The following is a 21,030-nucleotide window of genomic DNA, read 5'->3' on the forward strand; positions in this document are numbered from 1 at the left end:
CATTCCTATACGTTGGTCCCCCACCATGACCGTCATTCGTCAAGAAGACCTCATCCAGAGCGTTGCCGACGCCCTGCAGTACATCAGCTATTACCACCCGATGGACTACATCACTGCTCTGGGCCGCGCCTATGAGCAGGAACAGAGCCCCGCGGCCAAGGATGCCATCGCGCAGATCCTGACCAACAGCCGCATGTGCGCAGAAGGCAAGCGCCCGATCTGCCAGGACACCGGCATCGTCACCGTGTTCCTGAAGGTCGGCATGAACGTGCGCTGGGGAAGCGAAAACGGCAACGCCACGATGAGCCTGGAAGACATGGTCAACGAAGGCGTGCGCCGCGCGTACAACGACGTCGACAACAAGCTGCGCGCAAGCGTGCTGGCTGATCCGGCCGGCAAGCGCACCAACACGAAGGACAACACCCCGGCCGTGATCAACATGTCGATCGTGCCGGGCGACACGGTGGACGTGATCGTCGCAGCCAAGGGCGGCGGCTCGGAGGCCAAGTCGAAGTTCGTGATGCTGAATCCGTCGGACTCGATCGTCGACTGGGTGCTCAAGACCGTGCCGACCATGGGCGCCGGCTGGTGCCCGCCGGGCATGCTGGGCATCGGCATTGGCGGCACGGCTGAAAAGGCCATGCTGCTGGCCAAGGAAGCCCTGATGGAGCCGATCGACATTCAAGACCTGATCGCCCGCGGCCCCAGCAACCGCGCTGAAGAACTGCGCATCGAGCTGTACGAGAAGGTCAACGCACTGGGCATTGGCGCGCAAGGCCTGGGCGGCCTGGCCACCGTGCTCGACGTGAAGATCCTGGACTACCCGACGCACGCCGCCAACCTGCCGGTCGCCATGATCCCGAACTGCGCCGCCACACGTCATGCGCACTTCACACTGGACGGCAGCGGCGTTGCCAAGCTGGAAGCGCCGGACCTGTCGCAATGGCCGAAGGTCGAGTGGGCACCGAATACGGAAACGTCGAAGCGCGTCGACCTGAACACGCTCACGCCGGAAGAAGTGGCCTCGTGGAAGCCGGGCCAGACGCTGCTGCTCAACGGCAAGATGCTGACCGGCCGTGACGCTGCACACAAGCGCATTGCAGACATGCTGGCCAAGGGCGAGAAACTGCCGATCGACTTCACCAACCGCGTGATCTACTACGTCGGCCCGGTTGACCCGGTGCGGGATGAAGTCGTGGGCCCGGCCGGCCCGACCACCGCCACCCGCATGGACAAGTTCACCGAGACGATGCTCGCCCAGACGGGCCTGATCGCCATGGTGGGCAAGGCCGAGCGCGGCCCGGTCGCCATCGAGTCCATCAAGAAACACAAGTCGGCTTACCTGATGGCCGTGGGCGGCGCGGCGTACCTGGTGTCGAAGGCCATCCGCGGTTCGAAGGTGCTGGCGTTCGAAGACCTGGGCATGGAAGCCATCTACGAATTCGATGTGAAGGACATGCCTGTCACCGTCGCGGTGGACAGCTCGGGCACGTCGGTCCACAAGACCGGCCCGGCGGAATGGCAAGCGAAGATCGGCAAGATTCCGGTCGCAGCGGGCTGATCCGTTCATTCACATTCAATATGACGACACGCGCGCAGGCACCGGTCGGGGTCTTTGATTCCGGCCTTGGCGGGCTCTCCGTCCTGCGCGCGATTCGCGCCGAACTGCCGGCTGAATCGCTTCTCTACCTGGCGGATTCCCGCCATGCCCCGTACGGGGAAAAATCTCCCGAATTCATTGCCGAGCGCACGCTCCGTGTGTGCGAATGGCTCGTCGACCAAGGCTGCAAGGCGTTGGTGATCGCCTGCAACACTGCCACGGCGCAGGCTGTACATGTGCTGCGGGAAAAGCTCGCGGTGCCGGTGATTGGCGTCGAGCCCGGCTTGAAGCCAGCGGTTGCCACGTCGAAGAGCCGTGTGATCGGCGTGCTCGCGACCGAAAGCACGCTGCGCAGCGAGAAGTTTGCACGCCTGCTGGCGGCTGCCTCCGGCGATTGCAAGGTGCTGAGCCAACCTGGCTACGGCCTCGTCCCCCTGATCGAGCGCGGCGATACCCACTCGCCTGCGGTGCTTGAACTGCTGCGGGCCTATCTGCAGCCCATGCTGGACGCGCATGCCGACACGCTGGTGCTCGGCTGCACGCACTACCCATTCCTGGAAGATGCCATCCGCGAGATTGCGGGCGACCGGCTGACATTGATCGACACCGGCCATGCGGTCGCGCGTCATCTCGGGCGCACGCTTACGGCGGCGGGATTGCACGCGTCGGGCCAGGCTGCTTCGCCGCGCTTCATGAGCACCGGCGACGTGCTTCCGCTGCAAGCCATGGTGGCTGCATTGCTAGGAGAGGCGCCCATGGCGCAGCGCGTCGACATTGGCGATGCGCCGCTCCCCCCTGCAGCGACCTCCCTCTCTTCGCAAGCTGAATAAAAAAACGCCACCTGGGTAGGTGGCGTTTTTACCTTGGGCCTCAGCCGAGGTTCGGCTGCGCGGCGACTTCGGCCTCGCTTTCTTCATCGGCCGGCTCGTACTTCGCCACCACAGCCGTGGCCAGGCTGTTGCCGATCACGTTGGTGGCCGTGCGGCCCATGTCGAAGAACTGGTCGATCCCGATGATCAGCAGCAGACCGGCTTCGGGCAGATGGAACATCGGCAGCGTGGCCGCCACCACCACCAGCGAAGCGCGTGCAACGCCCGCCATGCCCTTGCTCGTGAGCATCAGCACCAGCAGCAGCGTCACCTGCTGTGTGAAGCTCATTTCGATGTTGTACGCCTGCGCAATGAACAGCACCGCAAACGCCTGATACATCATCGAGCCATCCAGGTTGAACGAATACCCCAACGGCAGCACGAAGCTGGCAACGCGCTTGGGCACACCAAATTTTTCCAGCGCTTCCATCGTCTTCGGGTAAGCCGATTCGCTGCTGGCCGTAGCGAACGCCAGCATGGTCGGCTCACGAATCAGGCCCAGCAGACGGCCCAGCGAGCGGCCAAGCAGCACATAGCCGACAAAGAACAGGATCGCCCACAGCAGCGCCAGGCCCAGGTAGAACTCGCCGATCAGCTTGCCGTAGGTCACGAGCACGCCCACGCCTTCCACCGTGATTGCAGCGGCCATGGCGGCAAATACGCCCAGCGGCGCGAAGCGCATCACATAGTCGGTAATGCGGAACATCAGCTTGGTCAGCTCTTCCAGCCCGCGGCCGATCACGCTCTCCATCGGGTTCTTCATCGTCGACAGCGCGGCGCCGAAGAACAGCGAGAACACCAGGATCTGCAGGATCTCATTGGTGGCCATGGCTTCCACGATGCTGCGCGGGAACACGTGCGTGATGAACGCCTTGAGCGTGAAGTCGCCTGTCTTCAGGCCCGACGTGGCCGATACGTCCGGGAGCGCCAGGTTCATGTGCATGCCCGGCTGGAAGAAGTTGACCAGCAGCATGCCCAGCGCCAGCGACGTAGCCGATGCACACACAAACCAGATCATGGCGCGCAGGCCCACGCGGCCGACCGAACGGCCGCCGCTCATGCTCGCCAGGCCGGTCACCAGCGTCGAGAACACCAGCGGCGCAATGATCATCTTGATCATGCGCAGGAAGATGTCGGTGATGATGCTGAAGTACGAAGCGATGTCCTTGGCCGCCGCAGCGTCCTTGGCGTATTCGTGGCAGCCCCACCCGACGGCAATGCCCAGCAGCATTGCCAGCCCGATGTGGGAGGTCAGACGTTTGGTGTTCAAGACTTTCTCCAAGGGATATCGTGGCCGGAGGGACGGCGCACGACAGACGCAGATCTCATGGGGCCAAGGGCCGGCCCAAGTTCGTCATGCTTTGTAAAAAGCGACGATATTAGAGAAGCGCATGGCGATCATTATGTCGATGTTGCATAGCGTCATGCAATTTCTGCATACATTGATATGGCGCCATCGCCTGCCTGCTGCAATGCCGCATGGGCGGCGGAATTCCACGAGGCGAGTGGATTATTGAGCGCCGCGCAATACCGTCGGGGAGTACCAACAAGCGCCGCTTACGGCACACCGAATGCGGAGCGCGCATCACGCGGGCGGCTGATACCATCTTGGACTCAACTCACCCACCGGAGTCCCGCGATGAAAATGGCGCCCTTCGCGTTCGGCACGACCGATTGGTCCACCGTTGAAGCCACCGAACACGCCGGCGAGACCGGCATGGCGATCTGGCGAACACGCTACTTTGGCGACGAGTCGAATCGCATCCGCGTGCGCATGGTCGAGTACACCCCGGGCTACCTGGCGGATCACTGGTGCAAGAAGGGCCATATCCTCTTCTGCCTGGATGGCGAGCTGGAAACCACGCTGGAAGACGGCCGCAAGTTCACTCTCACGCCAGGCATGAGCTATCAGGTGGGTGACGATGCCGAGGCGCATCAGTCATACACCCGGAACGGCGCCCGGCTATTCATCGTCGACTGATCGACACCCGTCGCCGACGTGGCTCCAATCGATCCGGTGGCATCTGCTCGGGCCGCTTGCGGCGGCCCGTAGCTGCGTATGGTTAGCGCGGTGTGAATCCGATGGAGCGCCGCTCGCGCAACTCGGGCTTGATGGAATGCTCCTGCCGCAATTGCGCGAGGAAGGACTCCGGGTCAAGCATCTCGCCCAGCAGCACAGACTGCTGTTTGACCACCGCGAAGTCCCCAGGCGTCAGCATGTCCAGCGACGCCAACATCTCGCGCCACACAGGCTTGAGCGCGTCGGCCTTGCCGCCCAGCGCCTCGGCAATGAACATTTGCTCCCGCTGAGCGCGCACAAGCGGCTTGAAGCGGATCTTGAACGCAAACCGCCGCAGCGCCGCTTCGTCGATCCGATCAAACAAATTGGTCGTGCAGATGAAGATGCCGTCAAAGCGCTCCATGCCCTGCAGCATCTCGTTGACTTCTGACACTTCGTAATTGCGCACGGCCCCCTGTCGGCTCTGCATGAAGCTGTCTGCCTCATCGAGCAGCAGCAGTGCGCGTTCCTCTTCGGCGCGCGAGAACATCGCGGCGATCTGCTGCTCGGTTTCGCCGACGTACTTGCTCATCAAATCTGAGGCGCGTCGAATCATCAACGGCATATCGAGCTGCGCCGCGATGTGCTCGGCCAGCACCGTTTTGCCCGTGCCCGGCGGCCCGTAGAAGCACAACGTGCCGCGTCGCCGCGCGCGCAGCGCTTCGATGATGCGCTCGACGGAAAACCGCGTTTCCAGGTTCAGATAGTCCAGCTTGTATTCGGTCACGACGCGGTGCGCCTGCACCTCGGGTCGCAAGCCCATCGCCTGATCGGCGTGGTCGAGCTGGCGTTCGATCAGCGATTCGGCCGGCTCTTCCATCGCTGGCTGGGTCAGGCGCGCGAAGCGCGCGGCAGAATCGATCTGCGCTGGCGTGAGCGTCTTGCGCGCTGCCAACTTGGCCATGAAGGCGTCCGACACCTCCAGCCCTTCCAGATGCTTGCGGATGATGCTCTCGCGCACCGTCGGCGGCGGCACCTTCAGCTCAAGGTGGAACTGGAAACGTCGCAGGTACGCCGGGTCGATCTGCCGGATGGAATTCGACACCCAGATCACCGGCACGGGGTTCTGCTCCAGCGTCTGGTTCACCCACGCCTTGCCGTTGACGGAGCCACGCGGCTCCTCGTGGCCAAAGAGGCTCATCAGCTCACGCGTCGGGCCGGGGAATACGTCTTCCACCTCGTCGAACAGCAGCACTGCGCGGGGCCGCCCCCGCAGGAACGCCTGCGACACCTGCAGCGAGCGGTAGCGATCTTTGCCCGTGAGGCTGTTGCCGTCCTTGTCGAGGCAATCGACTTCGTACAACTCGCAGCCGGCATCGCGCGCGAGCACGCGGGCGAGTTCGGTCTTGCCGGTGCCGGGCGCGCCGTACAGCAGGATGTTCACGCCCGAGGCGCGCTGCTGCGATGCGTTCTCCAATAGCGCAGTCAGGTAGCGTGCATCGGTTTCCACATGCGGGTAGTCGGACTGAGACAGCATGGTCGGCGGCGCCGGGCGCGTGAAGACGGCCATCATGTCCGCCTCGCTGGCGTAGTCGCCCAGCAGCACGTGCAGGAGGCGGTCCGAAATACGCATCAGATCGCCCAGGTCGGTGACGCTGTTCTCGGGCAGCGGCGGTTCGATGAGTCCGAGCGTCTCCAGCCGCGAACCCGGCCGCAATGACGCCGCGACTTCCGCCGTGCTCGCTCCCGCCAGGCTGGCGAGCAGCTGGAACGCTTCCTGGCTGTGCGCGACCTTGCAGTCGACCATGACCGCGCGCAGGTCGCGCTTGTATTTCACCAGGGAGGCAAACAGCAGCAGCGCGCGTTCATGCGGCGGCAGCCCGAGCACGCGGGCGAGCATGTCGATGTTGCCAACGAGCAGCACACGCTCGCCGGAGAGCCGCTCGCCCAGCGCATCGCACGACGCGCCGAACACGGTGAACATGTCCTTGGCGTGATGCTTGACGTATTCGTCCAGGTAATAGAACAGCGAGCTTTCATCAAAGGCGCTGCTCCACTGGCCGTGGCGGTCCATGAACGTAGGCAGGTCGAGCTTGCCGACAGCGCGCCAGCCCGGCATGTCGGCGCAGCGTGCAGACAAGAAGCGCTGCAGCCGCTGGATGACCGTGACAGGCCAGATCAGCTCCGGCGCGCAAACGGTCAGGATGTCGTTGATGTTGGTGCGCAGATTGAAGCGCAGGCCCATCGCACAGACCGTACGCAGCGCAAATTGCGCGCACATGGAATCGAGCGACGAAAGCAGCGCCTGCGGTTGCCTGCCGCCCGTGGGGACGAACGTGCCATCGTCGTCAGCGTCGTCCATGTTGAGGTTGGCTTCATCCATGGTCGCCCCCTTCTTCCCCGTTTCACGGTTGGCCGGCCGGTCACCGTGTTTGAATGATTTTCATCCTAGCGCGTTTGCGCGCACAGCGTACCCCGGGTCGACCCGTGTCTTTGCAAGTTGCGAGCCTGCAGCGCCTGAAATGGCCGACCGCCTGCACAGGCAGGTTTTTGCCATCAGCCGTCTGGACGTGATTGCCACCCCTCCAAACAGGGAATTTCTTCGCAAATAGGAATCATTATCGTTTATACTTCACCTATCGACACAATAGGCTGAACGCAAACCGTGCTCGGTTGTCGCAACACTGTTGCAGTTGCAGGCCTACAATATCTGTCACGCTGGCGGGGACCCCGCCGGCTTCAACGCTAGGCGCCATGGAATTGCTCCTGAGTTTGCTCATCAGCATTGGGATTTCACTGATCGTCTTCGGCAAGCGCTGACGCTGCGCCGCTTTCGTTGTTCATCCCACCACCATCGCATCGCATTCCCTTTTTCTGCTTTCGATTCCCGGTCGTTGATGATTCACCCTCGTACTCTCAAGATTCTGGTGGTCGTGCTGTTGTTGCACGCGGGCGTGCTGATGCTGATTCAGCTGGGCCTGATCGCACCGCGCCCGACCGTCGAAGAACCGCTGGAAATCCAGGCGCACATCATTCCGGCTGCGCCTCAGCCGATCAAGCAACCGGAGCCGCCGAAGCAGCAGCCGGTCAAGCAGGAGGCGCCCAAGCCCGTCAACATCGTCAAGCCGGTCGCGCAACCCAAGCCGACGCCGATGCCGACGCCTACATTGCCGCCGTCGGACACCGCCCCGGTGGTGCCCGCCACCCCGCCGACGCCGCCGGCACCGGCTCCAGAACCCGCGCCCGCGCCGGCACCGGCGCCGTCCGGCCCCATCAGCATCGGCATCAACGACATCCAGTGCAGCGAACCACCGCTCGTCTATCCCAGCATGTCGCAGAAGATGGGCGAGGAAGGCCGCGCCATGGTCAAGATTTCCATCGGCACGGCCGGTGAGGTCACCAATGTTGTGGTCACGTCGTCGTCCGGCTCGCCTCGCCTGGACCGCGCTGCCGCCGATGCCGCGCGCGCCATCAAGTGCAGTCCGTACAAGCAGAACGGCCGCGCCGTGCCTGTGGTGGCCAGCAAGCCGTTCGTCTTCAAGCTCGACAACTAATTCGATTCCGCTTTTCGCTTAGCCTCTCGCTCAATTCAGGATATTCATCATGCAGGAACTCGGTCTTTCCCACCTCTGGACACAAGGCGACATCGTCACCCGCGCCACGGCGATTCTGCTGCTCATCATGTCGCTCGCCTCGTGGATCGTCATCTTCACCAAGGCGTGGGACATCGTGCGTCTGAAGTCGATGGCGCAAGGCGCTGAAAAGCGTTTCTGGCATTCGGACGATTTTGATCACGCCATGCAGACGCTTGGCTCGCCCAAGGACAACCCGTTCCACACGCTCGCACAAACAGGCCGCGAAGCCGCGCAGCATCACCGCGCCAGCCAGCCGCAGCTGCATGATGTGATGGATATTTCCGACTGGATCACGCGCTCGCTCAAGAGCGCCATCGACGAGTCGGTGGGTCAGATGCAATCGGGGCTGGCCGTCCTGGCATCGGTGGGCTCGACCGCGCCGTTCGTCGGCCTGTTCGGCACGGTGTGGGGCATCTATCACGCCCTGCTCGGTATCGGCGCAGTGGGCGTGCCGACCATCGACAAGGTGGCCGGCCCCGTGGGCGAATCGCTCATCATGACGGCTTTCGGCCTGGCTGTGGCCATTCCCGCGGTGCTCGGCTACAACGCCCTGACGCGCGGCAACAAGGCCATCATCGCCAAGCTCAACCGCTTTGCGCACGACCTGCACGCCTACTTCGTGACCGGCGCGCGCCTGCGCCCGGGCGCTTCGCGCGACGACGCCGGCGTGCGCCTCACTGCGGTCAAGCAGCAGTAAGGAGCAGCTATGTCCTTCGGATCTTTCGACAGCGACGACGAGGTGATGAGCGAGATCAACATGACGCCGCTGGTCGACGTCATGCTGGTGCTGCTGATCATCTTCATCATCACCATTCCGGTGATCAACCACGCGGTAAAGATCGACCTGCCGCGCGCGTCCAACAAGCCCGACGACGCCAAGCCTCAAAGCGTGAACGTCGAGATCAACGCAGACGGCCAGGTGTTCTGGAACAACCAGCCCGTGGACGAGGCGACGCTGCAGGCCGACATCGCTCAAGCCGCGCAGCAACAGCCGCAGCCGGAAATGCACCTGCGCGCAGACCGCAATGTTCGCTACGAGCGCGTGGCGCAAGTGATGGCGTCCATCCAGCGCGGCGGCCTCTCGCGCATCGGCTTTGTAACGGAGCCGCAGCACTAAGACGGCATCACCACGTTGCTCGACCTCCGTTCTCGCGGAACGCGGGCGGCGGCACGGCTATCGCAGCACTTCTACACGACCGGGCCTCGCGCCCGGTTTTGTTTTTCCGGCCGGGCTCAGCACATCGTCAGCCTGCACTTGTAATGATAACTATTCTCATTTAATCTATTTCGGATTCGCTGGCATCCTTTTGCCAGCCCACGTCTCAGCCCATGTTTCCGCCCGCCAGGACATCGCCATGAACGCTTCCGAACACCAAGACGCAGGACGTACCGTGAGCCGCCGTCGCCACGTCATCGTGGCCCGCAAGCGCCCCGCTGATCTGAATGCCGCGTCCGCAACGTCTACCGCATCGACTGCATCCGAAGCTGTTCGCGACATTCCCACCGCCATCGGGGACACGCGAATGATGACTTCCGAACAACTCTTTGCCGGCCAGAACGCGGTGGCGATCCGTCACAACGGCGCGGTCTACACGCTCCGCGTGACGCGCTTCGGCAAGTTGATCCTGACCAAGTAACACCGCAGCACGCACGGCTTTTGTGGGGACGTCTCTCTCAGGAGACATTCGGCCGTAGCCAGCCGTCGTCATTTCGCACTGCCGGACGAACGCCAGCCACGCCGTTCTTTGCCCGCATCGTGCGCGCCCAAAGAAAAAGGGCGCGACTGCTGCCGCGCCCTTCTCTCTGTTGGTTCGTCTTGCGTGACTGCAGATCAGCAGATCACGTGCAGCGCGGCAATGCCCGCCTTGGCGATCACGACGTCCTCGGTCGATTTCACGCCTGACACGCCCACTGCACCGGCACACGCGCCTTCCACCATCACCGGCACACCGCCTTCGAGCATGCCCTGCAGATGCGGCGCCGACAGGAACGAGATGCGACCGTTGTTGATGATGTCTTCGTAGATTTTCGACTCGCGGCGGCCCAGCGCTGCCGTACGCGCCTTTTCCGGAGCGATGTACGCCGAGATCGTGGCGCAGCCGTCCATGCGACGCAGGCCCATCAGATGCCCGCCATCGTCCACCACCGCGATCGTCACGTTCCATTGGTGCGCGCGCGCTTCTTTCTCGGCAGCATCCAGGATCTTGGTGACATCGTCCTGGCACAGGCACGGTTTTGTTTTCATGACGTTCTCCTTGGTGGTTGTAATGCAAAGGCGCAAGGGCTGCGCAAAGCCCGTATCAGGCAAAAGTATGCCATTGCCATCGACGGCTACCACGACACGCTCCTGAACCAATGACGCAAAAGAGTCGATACATTCCTGCGCTTCAGTATGGTTGAGGAGCGTTCCGTTTGCGCCGTACGGCGGCGTTTCTGGGCCGTTGCGGGCCGACGTTAGCACGGGGCGCGCGTCAGAAAGATGCACAAAGAAAAAGCCCGGGTATCGCCCGGGCTTGATGTTGCGATGCGGCAGCGCCTCTGCCGCTCTCCCTTTATTGCTTGCGATCGCTGCAGGCGCCGTCGGTGTACGGGTCGGCACGGCCCACCTTTGCCCCGTCCGTATAGGGGTCGGCGCGGCCCATCTTGGCGCCATCGGTGTAGGGGTCGGCACGATTGACCTTGGCCCCATCGGTATAAGGGTCGGCGCGGCTCACCTTGTGGGTGGGCTGATACGGGTCGATCGAGCCGGCGTGCGCGACCGCCGCGCCCAGCGCCAAGGCCAGGCCGCCGGCGGTTGCAATCAGGGTGCGCTTTGCAATGCGTTGCTTGGTGTCTTGCATAGGAACTCCTTCGGTCATGACACTGCGAACATGGCGTGCGCCGCTGCGGCACACGTATCCGCTTGATTCATGCGGACGTCATATCGACCGGATAGGCGGGATGCCAGTTCTGCACCGCGCCGCTTTGTCACGGTGCTGGAGGGGCGCCTATCCGACGTTTTGTTCCACGCAGTTACCGTGCCAAAACCTGCATGCCGGCAAAGAAAATGGGCTCCCGAAGGAGCCCATTTTCAGATCGAGCGCTTAACGCCAGTGTCCCCAGTGACGGCCGTCGTACCAGCGGTAACGCGGACCCCACCGGTACCAGCCTGCGCCCACCACCACCGGTGCGGGACCATAGACAGGCGGGCCGTAATAGACCGGTGCCGGGGCGTAATAAGCAGGGGGCGGCGGGGGCGCGTAATAAACCGGCGGCGGCGGCGGGTAATACACCGGTGCGGGGGCAACATACACTGGTGCCACCGGCACGCCAAACCCGATGCCGACGCTCACGTGCGCCGACGCCATCTGCGGCACGGCCAGCGCTGACAGTGCGGCAGCACCTGCAATCCACAGCACATTGCGTCGAATCATCTTCATCACCTGCAGCTTGAAGCGCCGGGCAAATCCGTAGCCGGCACGAAATACGTCTCTGTATTGTATTCAGGGCCGCTAACACAGGTGATACGGCGCTGGCGAATTAGTAACAGAACGTAACGCAACGCCGTCTCAGCATACGGACACCGGCATCAGTTCAGCGCGGTGCTGCAGTCGAGCTCGCCAGAGGCGATCATCGCTTCGGCATACGCGCGGGCGGCTTCCAGGGCGCTGGCGGCGCTCGGATACGTGTTGGCCGATTCGCGCACCGTCGTACGGGCTAACAGGGTCTCGCCATCGCTGACGCGAAGAATACCGACTTCGGCGCGCCAGGCTTGCGGCGAGAGTTCATAGGCAGATACCTCGATTTTGCAGTCGTCTCGGAAAGTCATGTGTCCTCCGGGTTGTATGGGGTAAGCGAAGCTGCGCGTCAATGCACGAACAGCCAGATCACCAGCAACACAAGCGCGGGAACACCCAAGAGCCACGCAACGAGATAGGACATGATGACCTCCTACATGGTTGATAGGCATGTAGGAAGTGTAGAGAGGCGCGCACGGGCGGAATGTCGATCTCCGCCCGTACCGTTTTGTAGGACTGTACCGAAATGACTGTCGGCACACGCCGACGCGTCTCACCCGGACAGAGGAGCTTCAGCGTGTCGTGGTGTCCAGGGCGCCCACGTCACTTGGCATTAGGATTCGGCTCGCGCCGGCCTCTTCAGTCGCCTCGGCCGCTGCCACTTCAAGGCCGACAGATGCTTTGAAAAAATTCACCGCCGCCTCGGCTCCAGGAGGCGCGGCGTCCACAAAATTTTCGGCAACGAAACCCCATTGGCGGCGGACTTCGTCACCATGGCGCTGCAACGCACGAGCGATTCCGTTTTGCGTCTCCACACCAATTTCAACAAAGTTGCGCGTGTAGCCTGAGACGCGTTCCCCAGCGGGTTGCAGATAGCGCGCTTGAGCGTTCCACCATTCGCCCGCGTCTTGCGCGCCAACGGCTTCGTGCAGGCAGTGCTCCGTCTCGCCGAGCCCCGCCTTGATGGCCTGCAGATTGAGCCCGATCAGACGATTGACGCCGCTGACCGCTTCGTCAGTGACAGCCATCCAGGTTTCGAGTTGTGATCGCTGCAGAACGCCGAGTTGCTCCAAAGTCATCATGTCGGTTGCTCCCTGGTGAGGTCGATGATTACGGCCACAATGAGCCGAGCGTTTCAGTGTAGTTGCGTGCCGAGCCGATTTCCGTGACATCACCCGTTTGTCCTACAGGCATATCGGACGCACTCGCCTGCGCCGGCGGCCACGTGCACGTTAGAGTCGAGCGCATCTTTCACCAGACCATGGAGTCACGATGAAACGTCTCGCTGCTGCCCTGATCGCTACCGCTTCCATTGCTGCCGCGCCGCAGGCTTTCTCGCAAGTCGCGGGCCACGCCGCACTCGGTGTATCCGTGACCGAACTGGACGCGGTCATTAAGGGCGTGAGTGTGAAGAAACAAGTGCTGGGCAAGACCATCTACAACGAAGCCAACGAGAAGGTCGGCAGTGTTCAGGATCTAATCGTGACGCCGGAGAACGCCGTCTCATTTGCGATCGTCGGAGCAGGCGGCTTTGTTGGCGTGGGGCGCCACGACGTCGCCATCCCTGTGAACCAGTTCAAATACGACCAGGGCAAGATCGTGCTGCCTGGCGCTACCAAGGATGCCATCAAGGCGCTGCCGGAGTTCAAATACGAGCGCCAGCAGAAGCCCGCCAAGGCCTGATGATCGGCGGGAACTTTGCTGCCGGAAGCTGCGCCGGAACTGTGGGAATTGGCTGACACGCCTTTCAGGCAACGTCACCTGCACATAACGGCGCGCAAGACCTTCAATAGAGGAACACAAACGACAAAAGGAGCTCGTTATGCGTGCCTTCGTATCCTTGATTCTGGCGGCCGCACTGGCATCCGTCAGCGGATGCGCGGACATGACGCCAAAGCAGCGCAATACCGCGTTGGGCGCAGCCGCAGGTGGTGTCGCCGGGGCGGCCATCTGGGGTGGTCCAGGCGCTACGCTGGGCGGTGCCGCACTGGGTGGTGTAGTCGGCAACGCAGTGACGAAATAAATCGCGCGCGCCGCATGTGCGCTGCAGGCAGGGCCAGGCGATGACGCCTGGCCCTTTTTGTTGGCTGAGAGCGGCGCCATGCCATCGCACATTCCCCTCATACGCATATGCAAATGCCGGCGCATAATCGGCGTTTTGCAACGGAGGCAATGTGCGATACGAGCAAGAGGGTTTTGGCGTGAGCACCACACCGATCCTGAGCGTCGAGGGCCTGCGCAAACGTTACGGTGATCAGACGGTCGTCGACAACCTCAGTTTCCACGTGCGACGCGGCCAGTGCTTTGGCCTGCTCGGCCCCAACGGGGCCGGCAAGACCACCACGCTACGCATGCTGCTGGGCATGACAATGCCCGATGCGGGCAGGCTGCGACTGTGCGACGAGCCCGTCCCCGAAGCCGCGCACCGTGCACGCATGCGCGTGGGCGTGGTGCCGCAGTTCGATAATCTGGACCCCGACTTCTCCGTCTCGGAAAACCTGCGCATCTTCGGGCGATACTTTGGCCTGTCAGCGGCGACCATTCGCGAACGCATTCCCACCCTGCTGGAATTTGCGCGGCTCGAACAGAAAGCCGATGCACCCGTGCGCGCGCTCTCGGGCGGCATGAAGCGGCGGCTGACGGTCGCGCGCGCGCTGATCAACGATCCCGACATCCTCGTCATGGACGAGCCCACCACAGGCCTCGACCCGCAAGCGCGGCACCTGATCTGGGAGCGCCTGCGCTCGTTGCTCGCTGCTGGCAAAACCATCTTGCTGACCACGCATTTCATGGAAGAAGCCGAGCGCCTGTGCGATGAACTCTGCGTGATCGACAACGGTCGCAAGATCGCTCAAGGCAAGCCGCAGGAACTCATCGCGCGCGAAATTGGCTGCGACGTGGTTGAAGTCTACGGCGACGATCTCAACGCCTTTCGCACGCTGCTCACACCGCTGGCCGACCGCGTGGAAATCAGTGGGGAGACGCTCTTCTGCTACGCACGCGATCCACAGCCGCTGGTAGCCGCACTGCGCGCGCAGGCAGAAACCCACACCATGCCGGGCCTGCGCTATCTGCATCGCCCAGCCAATCTCGAAGATGTGTTCCTGCGCCTGACCGGCCGCGAAATGCGTGACTGAGAGAACCCGCACATGCCCACTGAAACCGCACTCACTCCCACGCAAAAACAGGCCTTTCCGCAGCCGCTGCTGCCGCTCAACTTCCGCAACTGGCAGTACGTCTGGCTGCGCAACTTCATGGTGTGGCGCAAGCTGGCCATTCCATCGATGGCCGGCAACCTGGCCGACCCGATGATCTACCTGTTCGGTCTCGGGCTCGGCCTGGGCCTGCTGGTCGGGCGCGTTGACGGTGTGTCGTATATCGCATTCCTGGCGGCCGGCACCGTGGCGTCCAGCACGATGATGTCAGCCAGCTTCGAGGCGATGTATTCCGCGTTTTCGCGCATGCATGTGCAACGTACGTGGGAGGCGATTCTGTACGCGCCTCTGAGCCTGGGCGACGTGGTCCTCGGAGAGCTGTTCTGGGCGGCCAGCAAGTCGGTGCTCTCCGGCCTGGCGATCATGCTCGTCGCGGGCGCGCTCGGCTATGCATCGATGCCGCAGGCGCTGCTTGCCCTGCCCGTCATCGTGCTGACCGGCTTCACCTTTGCCTGCCTGGCGATGAACATGACGGCGCTTGCGCCCAACTACGACTTCTTCATGTTCTACCAGACGCTGGTGATCACGCCGATGATGCTGCTCTCGGGCGTGTTCTTCCCGCTGTCGCAATTGCCAGCGCCTGTGCGCGCGGCGACGAGCGTACTGCCACTGCCTCACGCGGTGGACCTGATCCGCCCGCTGATGCTCGGCCGCACGCCCGACAACATCCCACTACACCTTGGCGTGCTGCTCCTGTACGCCGTCGGCGCCCTGCTGCTGTGTCTCTGGCTGCTGCGTCGTCGCATGCTCAAGTAAGGCGCGATAGCAACGCCCAACAAAAAAGCCCGTCGTAATGACGGGCTTTTCGTTTGCTGCGTTCGAGATTTACTCGTTCACGGCGGAGCGCTGCAGGTGCAGTTGCGTGCGCGGATCATCGTTCTGCGCGTTTTCACGATCAGCCTTGGCGGAATTGTTGCGCGCGGCCTCGAGACGATCCAGGTACGCCTCGTCAATGTCACCGGTCACGTACTTGCCGTCAAAGCATGACGCATCGAAATCCTTCAGCGCCGGATTGACGTCGCGCACTGCACGCTTCATGTCTTCCACGTCCTGGTACACGAGTTGGTCTGCGCCAATGATCTTGGCAATCTCTTCGTGCGTGCGGCCATAAGCGACCAGTTCTCCGCGCGTTGGCATGTCGATACCGTACACATTCGGGAACTTCACCGGCGGCGCAGCTGAAGCGAAGATCACCTTCTTCGCACCGGCATCGCGCGCCATCTGCACGATCTCGGACGACGTCGTGCCACGCACGATGGAGTCGTCGACGATCAGCACGTTCTTGTCCTTGAACTCGATGGCCATGGCGTTGAGCTTCTGGCGCACGGATTTCTTGCGCACGGCCTGGCCCGGCATGATGAAGGTGCGGCCCACGTATCGGTTCTTGAAAAAACCTTCGCGGTACGGCACGCCCAGGTGGTTGGCCACTTGCATGGCGGCCGGACGGGAAGAATCCGGAATCGGCATCACCACGTCGATCCTGTCGGTCACCTCGCGCTTGATCTTCTCGGCCAGGTAATCGCCCATGCGCAGGCGCGCGTCGTACACCGACACACCATCCATGCGCGAGTCCGGACGGGCCAGATAGACGTATTCAAAAATGCACGGCGAAAGCACCGGGTTGGCAGCGCATTGCTTGGTGTGCAGGTTACCTTCTAGGTCGATGAAGATGGCTTCGCCGGGCGCCACATCGCGCTCGAACTTGAAGCCAATGCCTTCCAGCGCGACCGATTCCGAAGCAACCATGTATTCGATGCGGCCCTCTGGCGTTTCCTGGCTACCCAGTGCAAGCGGGCGGATGCCGAACGGGTCGCGCACAGCCAGCACGCCGTAGCCCGAGATCTCAGCAGCAATGGCGTACGAACCGCGCACGCGGCGGTGCAGGCCTTCCACCGCCGTGAAGATCGAATCGCGATTCAGCGGAATATCGTTGCTGGCACGTTGCAGCTCGTCGGCCAGCACGTTCAGCAGCACTTCGGAGTCGGACTGCGTATTGATGTGACGGCGATCGCGTCGGAACATCTCTTCGCGAAGCTGATCCGAGTTCGTCAAGTTGCCGTTGTGTGCCAGCACGATGCCAAAGGGCGCATTGACATAGAACGGTTGAGCCTCTTCCTCGCTGGAAGAACCCGCGGTCGGATAACGCACTTGGCCGATGCCGCTCGTGCCCGGCAGACCGCGCATATTGCGCGTGCGGAACACGTCGCGCACCATGCCGTTGGCCTTGTGCATGTGGAAAGTGCTGCCTGATGCGGTGGCGATGCCCGCCGCGTCCTGCCCCCGGTGTTGCAGGAGCAACAGGCTGTCATAGATCAGCTGATTGACGGGCGTGGCGGAGACCACCCCAACGATACCGCACATGTCGAACTCCAGCGAGAACGTATTTGGTGGCGCCCACACCCGTTGCGGGCGCCGAAGAAGCTTCCCGAATCGCCTAGCTTGTGGCCAGACGCTCCAGATCAATAGTGAACATACTTTGCGACATCCGGTGGCAACAACGGCTTGGCAGCTTGTGCTGCCTGCTCCGCATAGGGCCGCGTGATCGCATCGCGCCAGAACGGTTGCTCCGGCAGGCTGGTAAAGCCGGCCACCGTCATCAGCACGAGGATGATCACGCCACCGCGTGCCAACCCGAACACCATCCCCAGGCCGCGATCCGCCGGCTTGAGCCCCGCACTGGCCAACACCGCCGAAAGCAGCGCACCCACCAGCGACGTTGCAATCACCGTCACGATAAACAGTAGGACGAATCCGAGAATAGTGCGTGCGACCGGGCCGCCAGGCAGCGTTTCCGGCATCCAGCCGGCCGCCACGCCAGAAAACGTGTATGCCACCCAAGCCGCAAACAACCACCCCAGCAGCGCCAGCACCTCGCGAATCAGCCCACGAAACAGCCCGATCAGCGCCGACGTGACGATGATGAACAGCACGCCGTAGTCAAAAAAAGTCGGTTGCATCGGACAGCGGCTTGGATTGACTGTGGCGAATTGCGGCACGATGAATCAGCGAGCCAGACGGGTGCGCTGAGTACACGTTCGACCGCATCGTCATTGCTGCACGAGTTTGGGCGTCAGGCCGATCTGTTCGGCGCGCTTCTGCGCCGCTTCCGCAGATGCCCGATCGTTGAACGGCCCCGCGCGCAGCAAGGCCAGATCGCCCTTCTCAGGCACCTTCTTGTGTTCGATGTAACCAGGGATCTTCTCGCCCTTGAGCTTGCCCAGCCAATTGCGGGCACGGTCTTCGGAGGCAAAGGCACCGATCAGCAGGATGAACTTGCCGCCATTGGCATCGGTGCTCGGCGCCGCGGCTTGATGGGCGGGCTGGGCGGGCTGAGCGGCCGATGTGGCGGGTTTCGTTGCGGGCTTGGACTCAGCGACCGGCGTCACGCTCGCGACCGTCTTAGGAGGCGTCGCAGGCTTGGCTGCGGCAGGGGCATCCTGAGCCGCCGGCGCATCCGTGCTGGCAACCACCTCTTCGCCCTGGTCAAGCGCCTGCGCCTGATCTGTCGACGAACCTGACGTCCGCGGAGCGGAACGCCGGCTGGCGACCTTCGGTTCATCGGTCGACGGCTTTGCACCGCGATCAACCGGCTGACCCTGTATCTGCACGGCTACGGCATCGGTCACAGGTCGCGGCTTGGCATCGAAGATGAGCGGCAGCACGATCACTGCGGCCCCCACGAGCACAACTGCACCGATCAGGCGGCGGCGAGCACGTTGTTTTTGCGGGAGTTCGGGGTCAAGGCCGTCGTCGTCATCGTCGGTGCGACGCGACGCCCGGCTGCGGGCATTCGCCGATGCGCGCGAACCACGCACCGCATCGCGGGCCACATCGGCAGCACTGCCTGCGGCTGCGCCGCGCGTGCGTTCGCCTTCAGCGTTCTTGCGGGAGGAGAAGATGGAAAACAGTCCCATGAGGGCCCCGGGGTTTAGTGCGCGCGACGCTTGCGCTCCGCCAGCACGCCGGCAACGGTGTAGAACGATCCGAAGACCACGATTCTATCATCCTCAGTCGCCCGCTCCATGGCGTTGCGGTAGGCTGTGGCGGGATCGCTGAATGTGCTCACGCTCGAATCCTTGCCGGCGCGGAAACCGGCATCGGACAGCGCCCCCGCCAGGTTAGCCGCGCTTGCGGCGCGCGTCGTGGGCAAGTCAGTCAGGCACCAGTGATCGACCTTGTCGAGCATGTGGCTCAGCACGCCCGCGATGTCCTTGTCCTGCATCGCACCGAACACCGCATAGGTGTAGCGGTAGAAGCCCATGTTCTCGAGATTCTGGCCCAGCGCTGCCGACGCGTGCGGGTTGTGCGCCACGTCCAGGACAACGGACGGACGGCCCGGCAACACCTGGAAGCGCCCCGGCAATTCCACATGCGACAGCCCCAATCGCACGTCCTGCGCCGAGATCGGCAGCCGATCGCGCACAGATTCCAGCGCAGCCAACGCCGCCGAGGCATTCAGCAACTGGTTCGCGCCTCGCAATGCCGGATAGCCCAGGCTCGGCCAACGGCGCCCGCGTCCGCTGAAGCCCCACTGCTGCTTGTCTCCCTGGAAATTGAAATCGCGGCCGATCAGCCAGAGGTCCGCGCCAATCGCTTCAGCGTGTTTGACCAGGGAGATGGGCGGTACAGGGTCAGAGCAGATCGCCGGCTTGCCAGCGCGGAAGATGCCGGCTTTCTCAAAGCCGATCGCTTCGCGGGTGTCGCCAAGGTAAGCCATGTGGTCGAGATCGACGCTCGTGATGACGGCGCAATCGGTATCGACAATATTGACCGCATCCAGCCGGCCGCCCAGGCCGACTTCCAGGATCACCGCGTCGAGACCCGCGCTGGCGAACAGTTGCATGATCGCGAGCGTGGTGAATTCGAAGTACGTCAGGCTGACGGGCTCAGGAAAGCTGCAACGCGCGCGTTCCACCGCCTCGAAGTGCGGCAGCAGCATCGCGTCGGTGGCAATCTCGCCATTCACGCGTGCGCGCTCGTTGAAGTCGATCAGGTGCGGCGAGGTATGGCAACCCACCTTGTAGCCGGCCGCCAGCAGGATCGCCTCCAGCATCGCGCAGGTCGAGCCCTTGCCATTGGTGCCGCCCACCGTGAAGACGACTGACTGGAATTCCAGCCCGAGCGCATCGCGGACGCGACTGATGCGGTCCAACCCCATGTCGATACCGACCGGGTGAGCGCTTTCCAGGTGGATCAGCCAGTCGGGCAACGTGTTGAATGTAGGCATGCGAAATAGGTGGCACGGCATTAGGAAAACAGGCCGCGCAAAAACAAGAAGCGCGGACTCTCGCCCGCGCTTCGGTTCAACAGGTGTGCAGCATCAGGCCAGCGCGTCGGCCGGTTGCTTCTGCAGGAGCGCCAGAAGCTCGGCGATCTCGCGGCGCATGTTGCGGCGGTCGACAATCATGTCGATCGCACCCTTCTGCAGCAGGAACTCGGCGCGCTGGAAGCCTTCCGGCAGCTTCTCGCGAACGGTCTGCTCAATCACGCGGGGCCCGGCAAAGCCGATCAGGGCCTTCGGTTCGGCGATCACCACGTCGCCCATGAAGGCGAAGCTGGCGGACACCCCGCCCATCGTCGGATCGGTCAGCACGCTGATGAACGGCAGCTTGGCTTCCGCCAGCTTCTGGATCATCGACGTCGTCTTGGCCATCTGCATGAGCGACAGCAGGCTTTCCTGCATGCGCGCACCGCCGGTGGCCGACACGCAGATGAACGGCACCTTTTGCTCCAGCGCCGTCTGTGCGCCGCGCGTGAAACGCTCGCCCACCACGGAGCCCATCGAGCCGCCCATGAATTCGAACTCGAAGCAGGCCACAACGACCGGCAGCGCGTGAATGGCACCGCCCATCACGACCATGGCGTCGGTTTCACCCGTGTCGTCCATCGCCGCCTTGATGCGGTCGGGATACTTCTTCGTGTCCTTGAACTTCAGGGCGTCGACGGGGACGATCTCCTGGCCCAGCTCATAGCGGCCTTCGGCATCCAGCAGTGCGTCCAGGCGGGCACGGGCGCCGATGCGCATATGGTGATCGCACTTCGGGCAGACGTGCAGGTTGGCCTCGACGTCGGTCCGGTACAGCACCGACTCGCAAGCCGGGCATTTGACCCACAGGCCTTCGGGAATGCCCTTGCGCTGCGACGGGTCGGTCTGTTGGATCTTGGGCGGAAGCAGTTTGTCCAGCCAGCTCATGCGTGCTCCTTGAATGCAGTGT

23 protein-coding genes are annotated in these 21,030 nt (G+C 62.9%); 11 read left to right on the forward strand and 12 right to left on the reverse strand.

The window, feature by feature from the left end; translation table 11 throughout:
- Positions 1–25: 25 nt before the first annotated feature.
- Complete coding sequence (locus tag N5B55_RS09300; RefSeq protein ID WP_009240968.1) at positions 26–1,561, forward strand: fumarate hydratase; 1,536 nt, start codon at positions 26–28, stop codon at positions 1,559–1,561.
- 20 nt (positions 1,562–1,581) lie between these two features.
- Positions 1,582–2,430, forward strand: a complete 849-nt coding sequence (gene murI / locus N5B55_RS09305; RefSeq protein ID WP_304537993.1) for a glutamate racemase — start codon at positions 1,582–1,584, stop codon at positions 2,428–2,430.
- A gap of 40 nt (positions 2,431–2,470) precedes the next feature.
- Here the strand turns inward: murI and N5B55_RS09310 are convergent, their stop codons facing one another.
- Positions 2,471–3,739, reverse strand: coding sequence for a dicarboxylate/amino acid:cation symporter (locus N5B55_RS09310; protein WP_012762231.1), 1,269 nt, complete (start codon positions 3,737–3,739; stop codon positions 2,471–2,473).
- 369 nt (positions 3,740–4,108) lie between these two features.
- On the opposite strand from N5B55_RS09310, the gene N5B55_RS09315 reads away from it, so the two are divergent.
- Positions 4,109–4,450, forward strand: coding sequence for a DHCW motif cupin fold protein (locus N5B55_RS09315; RefSeq protein WP_154207072.1), 342 nt, complete (start codon positions 4,109–4,111; stop codon positions 4,448–4,450).
- A gap of 82 nt (positions 4,451–4,532) precedes the next feature.
- On the opposite strand, the gene N5B55_RS09320 is transcribed toward N5B55_RS09315, so the two are convergent.
- On the reverse strand, positions 4,533–6,851 hold the full coding sequence (locus N5B55_RS09320; RefSeq protein ID WP_304537994.1) for an AAA family ATPase: 2,319 nt from the start codon (positions 6,849–6,851) through the stop codon (positions 4,533–4,535).
- Between the two features lie 514 nt (positions 6,852–7,365).
- Between N5B55_RS09320 and N5B55_RS09325 the strand changes: the two genes are divergently transcribed.
- The 4 genes from N5B55_RS09325 to hemP all read left to right on the forward strand — a co-directional run bounded on the left by N5B55_RS09325 (position 7,366) and on the right by hemP (position 9,740).
- Entirely contained in the window at positions 7,366–8,022 is a 657-nt protein-coding gene (locus N5B55_RS09325; RefSeq protein WP_304537995.1) for an energy transducer TonB, read from the forward strand.
- A 49-nt stretch (positions 8,023–8,071) separates the two neighbouring features.
- Complete coding sequence (locus N5B55_RS09330) at positions 8,072–8,800, forward strand: MotA/TolQ/ExbB proton channel family protein (RefSeq protein WP_154207075.1); 729 nt, start codon at positions 8,072–8,074, stop codon at positions 8,798–8,800.
- Positions 8,801–8,809: 9 nt separating this feature from the next.
- Positions 8,810–9,220 (forward strand): ExbD/TolR family protein, encoded by a 411-nt coding sequence (locus tag N5B55_RS09335; RefSeq protein WP_024975369.1) that lies wholly within the window; start codon positions 8,810–8,812, stop codon positions 9,218–9,220.
- A gap of 238 nt (positions 9,221–9,458) precedes the next feature.
- Positions 9,459–9,740: a hemin uptake protein HemP gene (gene hemP / locus N5B55_RS09340; RefSeq protein ID WP_009240984.1), complete on the forward strand. Its 282-nt coding sequence runs from the start codon at positions 9,459–9,461 to the stop codon at positions 9,738–9,740.
- A gap of 194 nt (positions 9,741–9,934) precedes the next feature.
- Here the strand turns inward: hemP and N5B55_RS09345 are convergent, their stop codons facing one another.
- The 5 genes from N5B55_RS09345 to N5B55_RS09365 all read right to left on the reverse strand — a co-directional run bounded on the left by N5B55_RS09345 (position 9,935) and on the right by N5B55_RS09365 (position 12,682).
- Complete coding sequence (locus tag N5B55_RS09345; RefSeq protein ID WP_009240985.1) at positions 9,935–10,348, reverse strand: GlcG/HbpS family heme-binding protein; 414 nt, start codon at positions 10,346–10,348, stop codon at positions 9,935–9,937.
- Between the two features lie 307 nt (positions 10,349–10,655).
- Positions 10,656–10,943 carry a hypothetical protein gene (locus N5B55_RS09350; protein WP_304537996.1) on the reverse strand — a complete coding sequence of 96 codons (288 nt, stop codon included), beginning with the start codon at positions 10,941–10,943 and terminating at the stop codon, positions 10,656–10,658.
- Positions 10,944–11,186: 243 nt separating this feature from the next.
- Positions 11,187–11,522 carry a hypothetical protein gene (locus tag N5B55_RS09355; protein WP_304537997.1) on the reverse strand — a complete coding sequence of 112 codons (336 nt, stop codon included), beginning with the start codon at positions 11,520–11,522 and terminating at the stop codon, positions 11,187–11,189.
- A gap of 149 nt (positions 11,523–11,671) precedes the next feature.
- Positions 11,672–11,911 (reverse strand): hypothetical protein, encoded by a 240-nt coding sequence (locus N5B55_RS09360; RefSeq protein ID WP_065856609.1) that lies wholly within the window; start codon positions 11,909–11,911, stop codon positions 11,672–11,674.
- Between the two features lie 261 nt (positions 11,912–12,172).
- Positions 12,173–12,682, reverse strand: coding sequence for a phasin family protein (locus N5B55_RS09365; protein WP_304537998.1), 510 nt, complete (start codon positions 12,680–12,682; stop codon positions 12,173–12,175).
- A 190-nt stretch (positions 12,683–12,872) separates the two neighbouring features.
- Here N5B55_RS09365 and N5B55_RS09370 point away from each other — a divergent pair, with 190 nt between their 5' ends.
- The 4 genes from N5B55_RS09370 to N5B55_RS09385 all read left to right on the forward strand — a co-directional run bounded on the left by N5B55_RS09370 (position 12,873) and on the right by N5B55_RS09385 (position 15,571).
- Complete coding sequence (locus tag N5B55_RS09370) at positions 12,873–13,283, forward strand: PRC-barrel domain-containing protein (RefSeq protein WP_009240990.1); 411 nt, start codon at positions 12,873–12,875, stop codon at positions 13,281–13,283.
- Between the two features lie 139 nt (positions 13,284–13,422).
- Positions 13,423–13,623, forward strand: a complete 201-nt coding sequence (locus N5B55_RS09375; RefSeq protein WP_004634401.1) for a glycine zipper 2TM domain-containing protein — start codon at positions 13,423–13,425, stop codon at positions 13,621–13,623.
- Between the two features lie 151 nt (positions 13,624–13,774).
- A complete protein-coding gene (gene nodI, locus N5B55_RS09380; protein ID WP_304537999.1) occupies positions 13,775–14,737 on the forward strand; it encodes a nodulation factor ABC transporter ATP-binding protein NodI in 963 nt (320 codons plus the stop codon).
- Positions 14,738–14,749: 12 nt separating this feature from the next.
- Entirely contained in the window at positions 14,750–15,571 is an 822-nt protein-coding gene (locus N5B55_RS09385) for an ABC transporter permease (RefSeq protein WP_009240992.1), read from the forward strand.
- Positions 15,572–15,640: 69 nt separating this feature from the next.
- On the opposite strand, the gene purF is transcribed toward N5B55_RS09385, so the two are convergent.
- From purF to accD, 5 genes are all read right to left on the reverse strand, one after another.
- Complete coding sequence (gene purF, locus N5B55_RS09390) at positions 15,641–17,176, reverse strand: amidophosphoribosyltransferase (protein WP_012762248.1); 1,536 nt, start codon at positions 17,174–17,176, stop codon at positions 15,641–15,643.
- 98 nt (positions 17,177–17,274) lie between these two features.
- Positions 17,275–17,772: a CvpA family protein gene (locus N5B55_RS09395; protein ID WP_012762249.1), complete on the reverse strand. Its 498-nt coding sequence runs from the start codon at positions 17,770–17,772 to the stop codon at positions 17,275–17,277.
- Between the two features lie 90 nt (positions 17,773–17,862).
- Positions 17,863–18,729, reverse strand: a complete 867-nt coding sequence (locus tag N5B55_RS09400) for an SPOR domain-containing protein (RefSeq protein ID WP_304538000.1) — start codon at positions 18,727–18,729, stop codon at positions 17,863–17,865.
- Positions 18,730–18,743: 14 nt separating this feature from the next.
- On the reverse strand, positions 18,744–20,042 hold the full coding sequence (gene folC, locus N5B55_RS09405) for a bifunctional tetrahydrofolate synthase/dihydrofolate synthase (RefSeq protein ID WP_304538001.1): 1,299 nt from the start codon (positions 20,040–20,042) through the stop codon (positions 18,744–18,746).
- 93 nt (positions 20,043–20,135) lie between these two features.
- Complete coding sequence (gene accD / locus N5B55_RS09410; protein ID WP_065856620.1) at positions 20,136–21,008, reverse strand: acetyl-CoA carboxylase, carboxyltransferase subunit beta; 873 nt, start codon at positions 21,006–21,008, stop codon at positions 20,136–20,138.
- Positions 21,009–21,030: the final 22 nt, after the last annotated feature.

This window comes from Ralstonia pickettii, assembly GCF_030582395.1.
In the GTDB taxonomy this organism is placed as follows: domain Bacteria; phylum Pseudomonadota; class Gammaproteobacteria; order Burkholderiales; family Burkholderiaceae; genus Ralstonia; species Ralstonia pickettii_D.

Excerpts from the sequence above, each read along its gene's own strand:
- N5B55_RS09300 (WP_009240968.1), top strand. The coding sequence starts at position 26 with ATGACCGTCATTCGTCAAGAAGACCTCATCCAGAGCGTTGCCGACGCC.
- murI (WP_304537993.1), top strand. The coding sequence starts at position 1,582 with ATGACGACACGCGCGCAGGCACCGGTCGGGGTCTTTGATTCCGGCCTT.
- N5B55_RS09315 (WP_154207072.1), top strand. The coding sequence starts at position 4,109 with ATGAAAATGGCGCCCTTCGCGTTCGGCACGACCGATTGGTCCACCGTT.
- N5B55_RS09320 (WP_304537994.1), bottom strand. The coding sequence starts at position 6,851 with ATGGATGAAGCCAACCTCAACATGGACGACGCTGACGACGATGGCACG.
- N5B55_RS09325 (WP_304537995.1), top strand. The coding sequence starts at position 7,366 with ATGATTCACCCTCGTACTCTCAAGATTCTGGTGGTCGTGCTGTTGTTG.
- N5B55_RS09330 (WP_154207075.1), top strand. The coding sequence starts at position 8,072 with ATGCAGGAACTCGGTCTTTCCCACCTCTGGACACAAGGCGACATCGTC.
- N5B55_RS09335 (WP_024975369.1), top strand. The coding sequence starts at position 8,810 with ATGTCCTTCGGATCTTTCGACAGCGACGACGAGGTGATGAGCGAGATC.
- hemP (WP_009240984.1), top strand. The coding sequence starts at position 9,459 with ATGAACGCTTCCGAACACCAAGACGCAGGACGTACCGTGAGCCGCCGT.
- N5B55_RS09345 (WP_009240985.1), bottom strand. The coding sequence starts at position 10,348 with ATGAAAACAAAACCGTGCCTGTGCCAGGACGATGTCACCAAGATCCTG.
- N5B55_RS09350 (WP_304537996.1), bottom strand. The coding sequence starts at position 10,943 with ATGCAAGACACCAAGCAACGCATTGCAAAGCGCACCCTGATTGCAACC.
- N5B55_RS09355 (WP_304537997.1), bottom strand. The coding sequence starts at position 11,522 with ATGAAGATGATTCGACGCAATGTGCTGTGGATTGCAGGTGCTGCCGCA.
- N5B55_RS09360 (WP_065856609.1), bottom strand. The coding sequence starts at position 11,911 with ATGACTTTCCGAGACGACTGCAAAATCGAGGTATCTGCCTATGAACTC.
- N5B55_RS09365 (WP_304537998.1), bottom strand. The coding sequence starts at position 12,682 with ATGATGACTTTGGAGCAACTCGGCGTTCTGCAGCGATCACAACTCGAA.
- N5B55_RS09370 (WP_009240990.1), top strand. The coding sequence starts at position 12,873 with ATGAAACGTCTCGCTGCTGCCCTGATCGCTACCGCTTCCATTGCTGCC.
- N5B55_RS09375 (WP_004634401.1), top strand. The coding sequence starts at position 13,423 with ATGCGTGCCTTCGTATCCTTGATTCTGGCGGCCGCACTGGCATCCGTC.
- N5B55_RS09385 (WP_009240992.1), top strand. The coding sequence starts at position 14,750 with ATGCCCACTGAAACCGCACTCACTCCCACGCAAAAACAGGCCTTTCCG.
- purF (WP_012762248.1), bottom strand. The coding sequence starts at position 17,176 with ATGTGCGGTATCGTTGGGGTGGTCTCCGCCACGCCCGTCAATCAGCTG.
- N5B55_RS09395 (WP_012762249.1), bottom strand. The coding sequence starts at position 17,772 with ATGCAACCGACTTTTTTTGACTACGGCGTGCTGTTCATCATCGTCACG.
- N5B55_RS09400 (WP_304538000.1), bottom strand. The coding sequence starts at position 18,729 with ATGGGACTGTTTTCCATCTTCTCCTCCCGCAAGAACGCTGAAGGCGAA.
- folC (WP_304538001.1), bottom strand. The coding sequence starts at position 20,042 with ATGCCTACATTCAACACGTTGCCCGACTGGCTGATCCACCTGGAAAGC.
- accD (WP_065856620.1), bottom strand. The coding sequence starts at position 21,008 with ATGAGCTGGCTGGACAAACTGCTTCCGCCCAAGATCCAACAGACCGAC.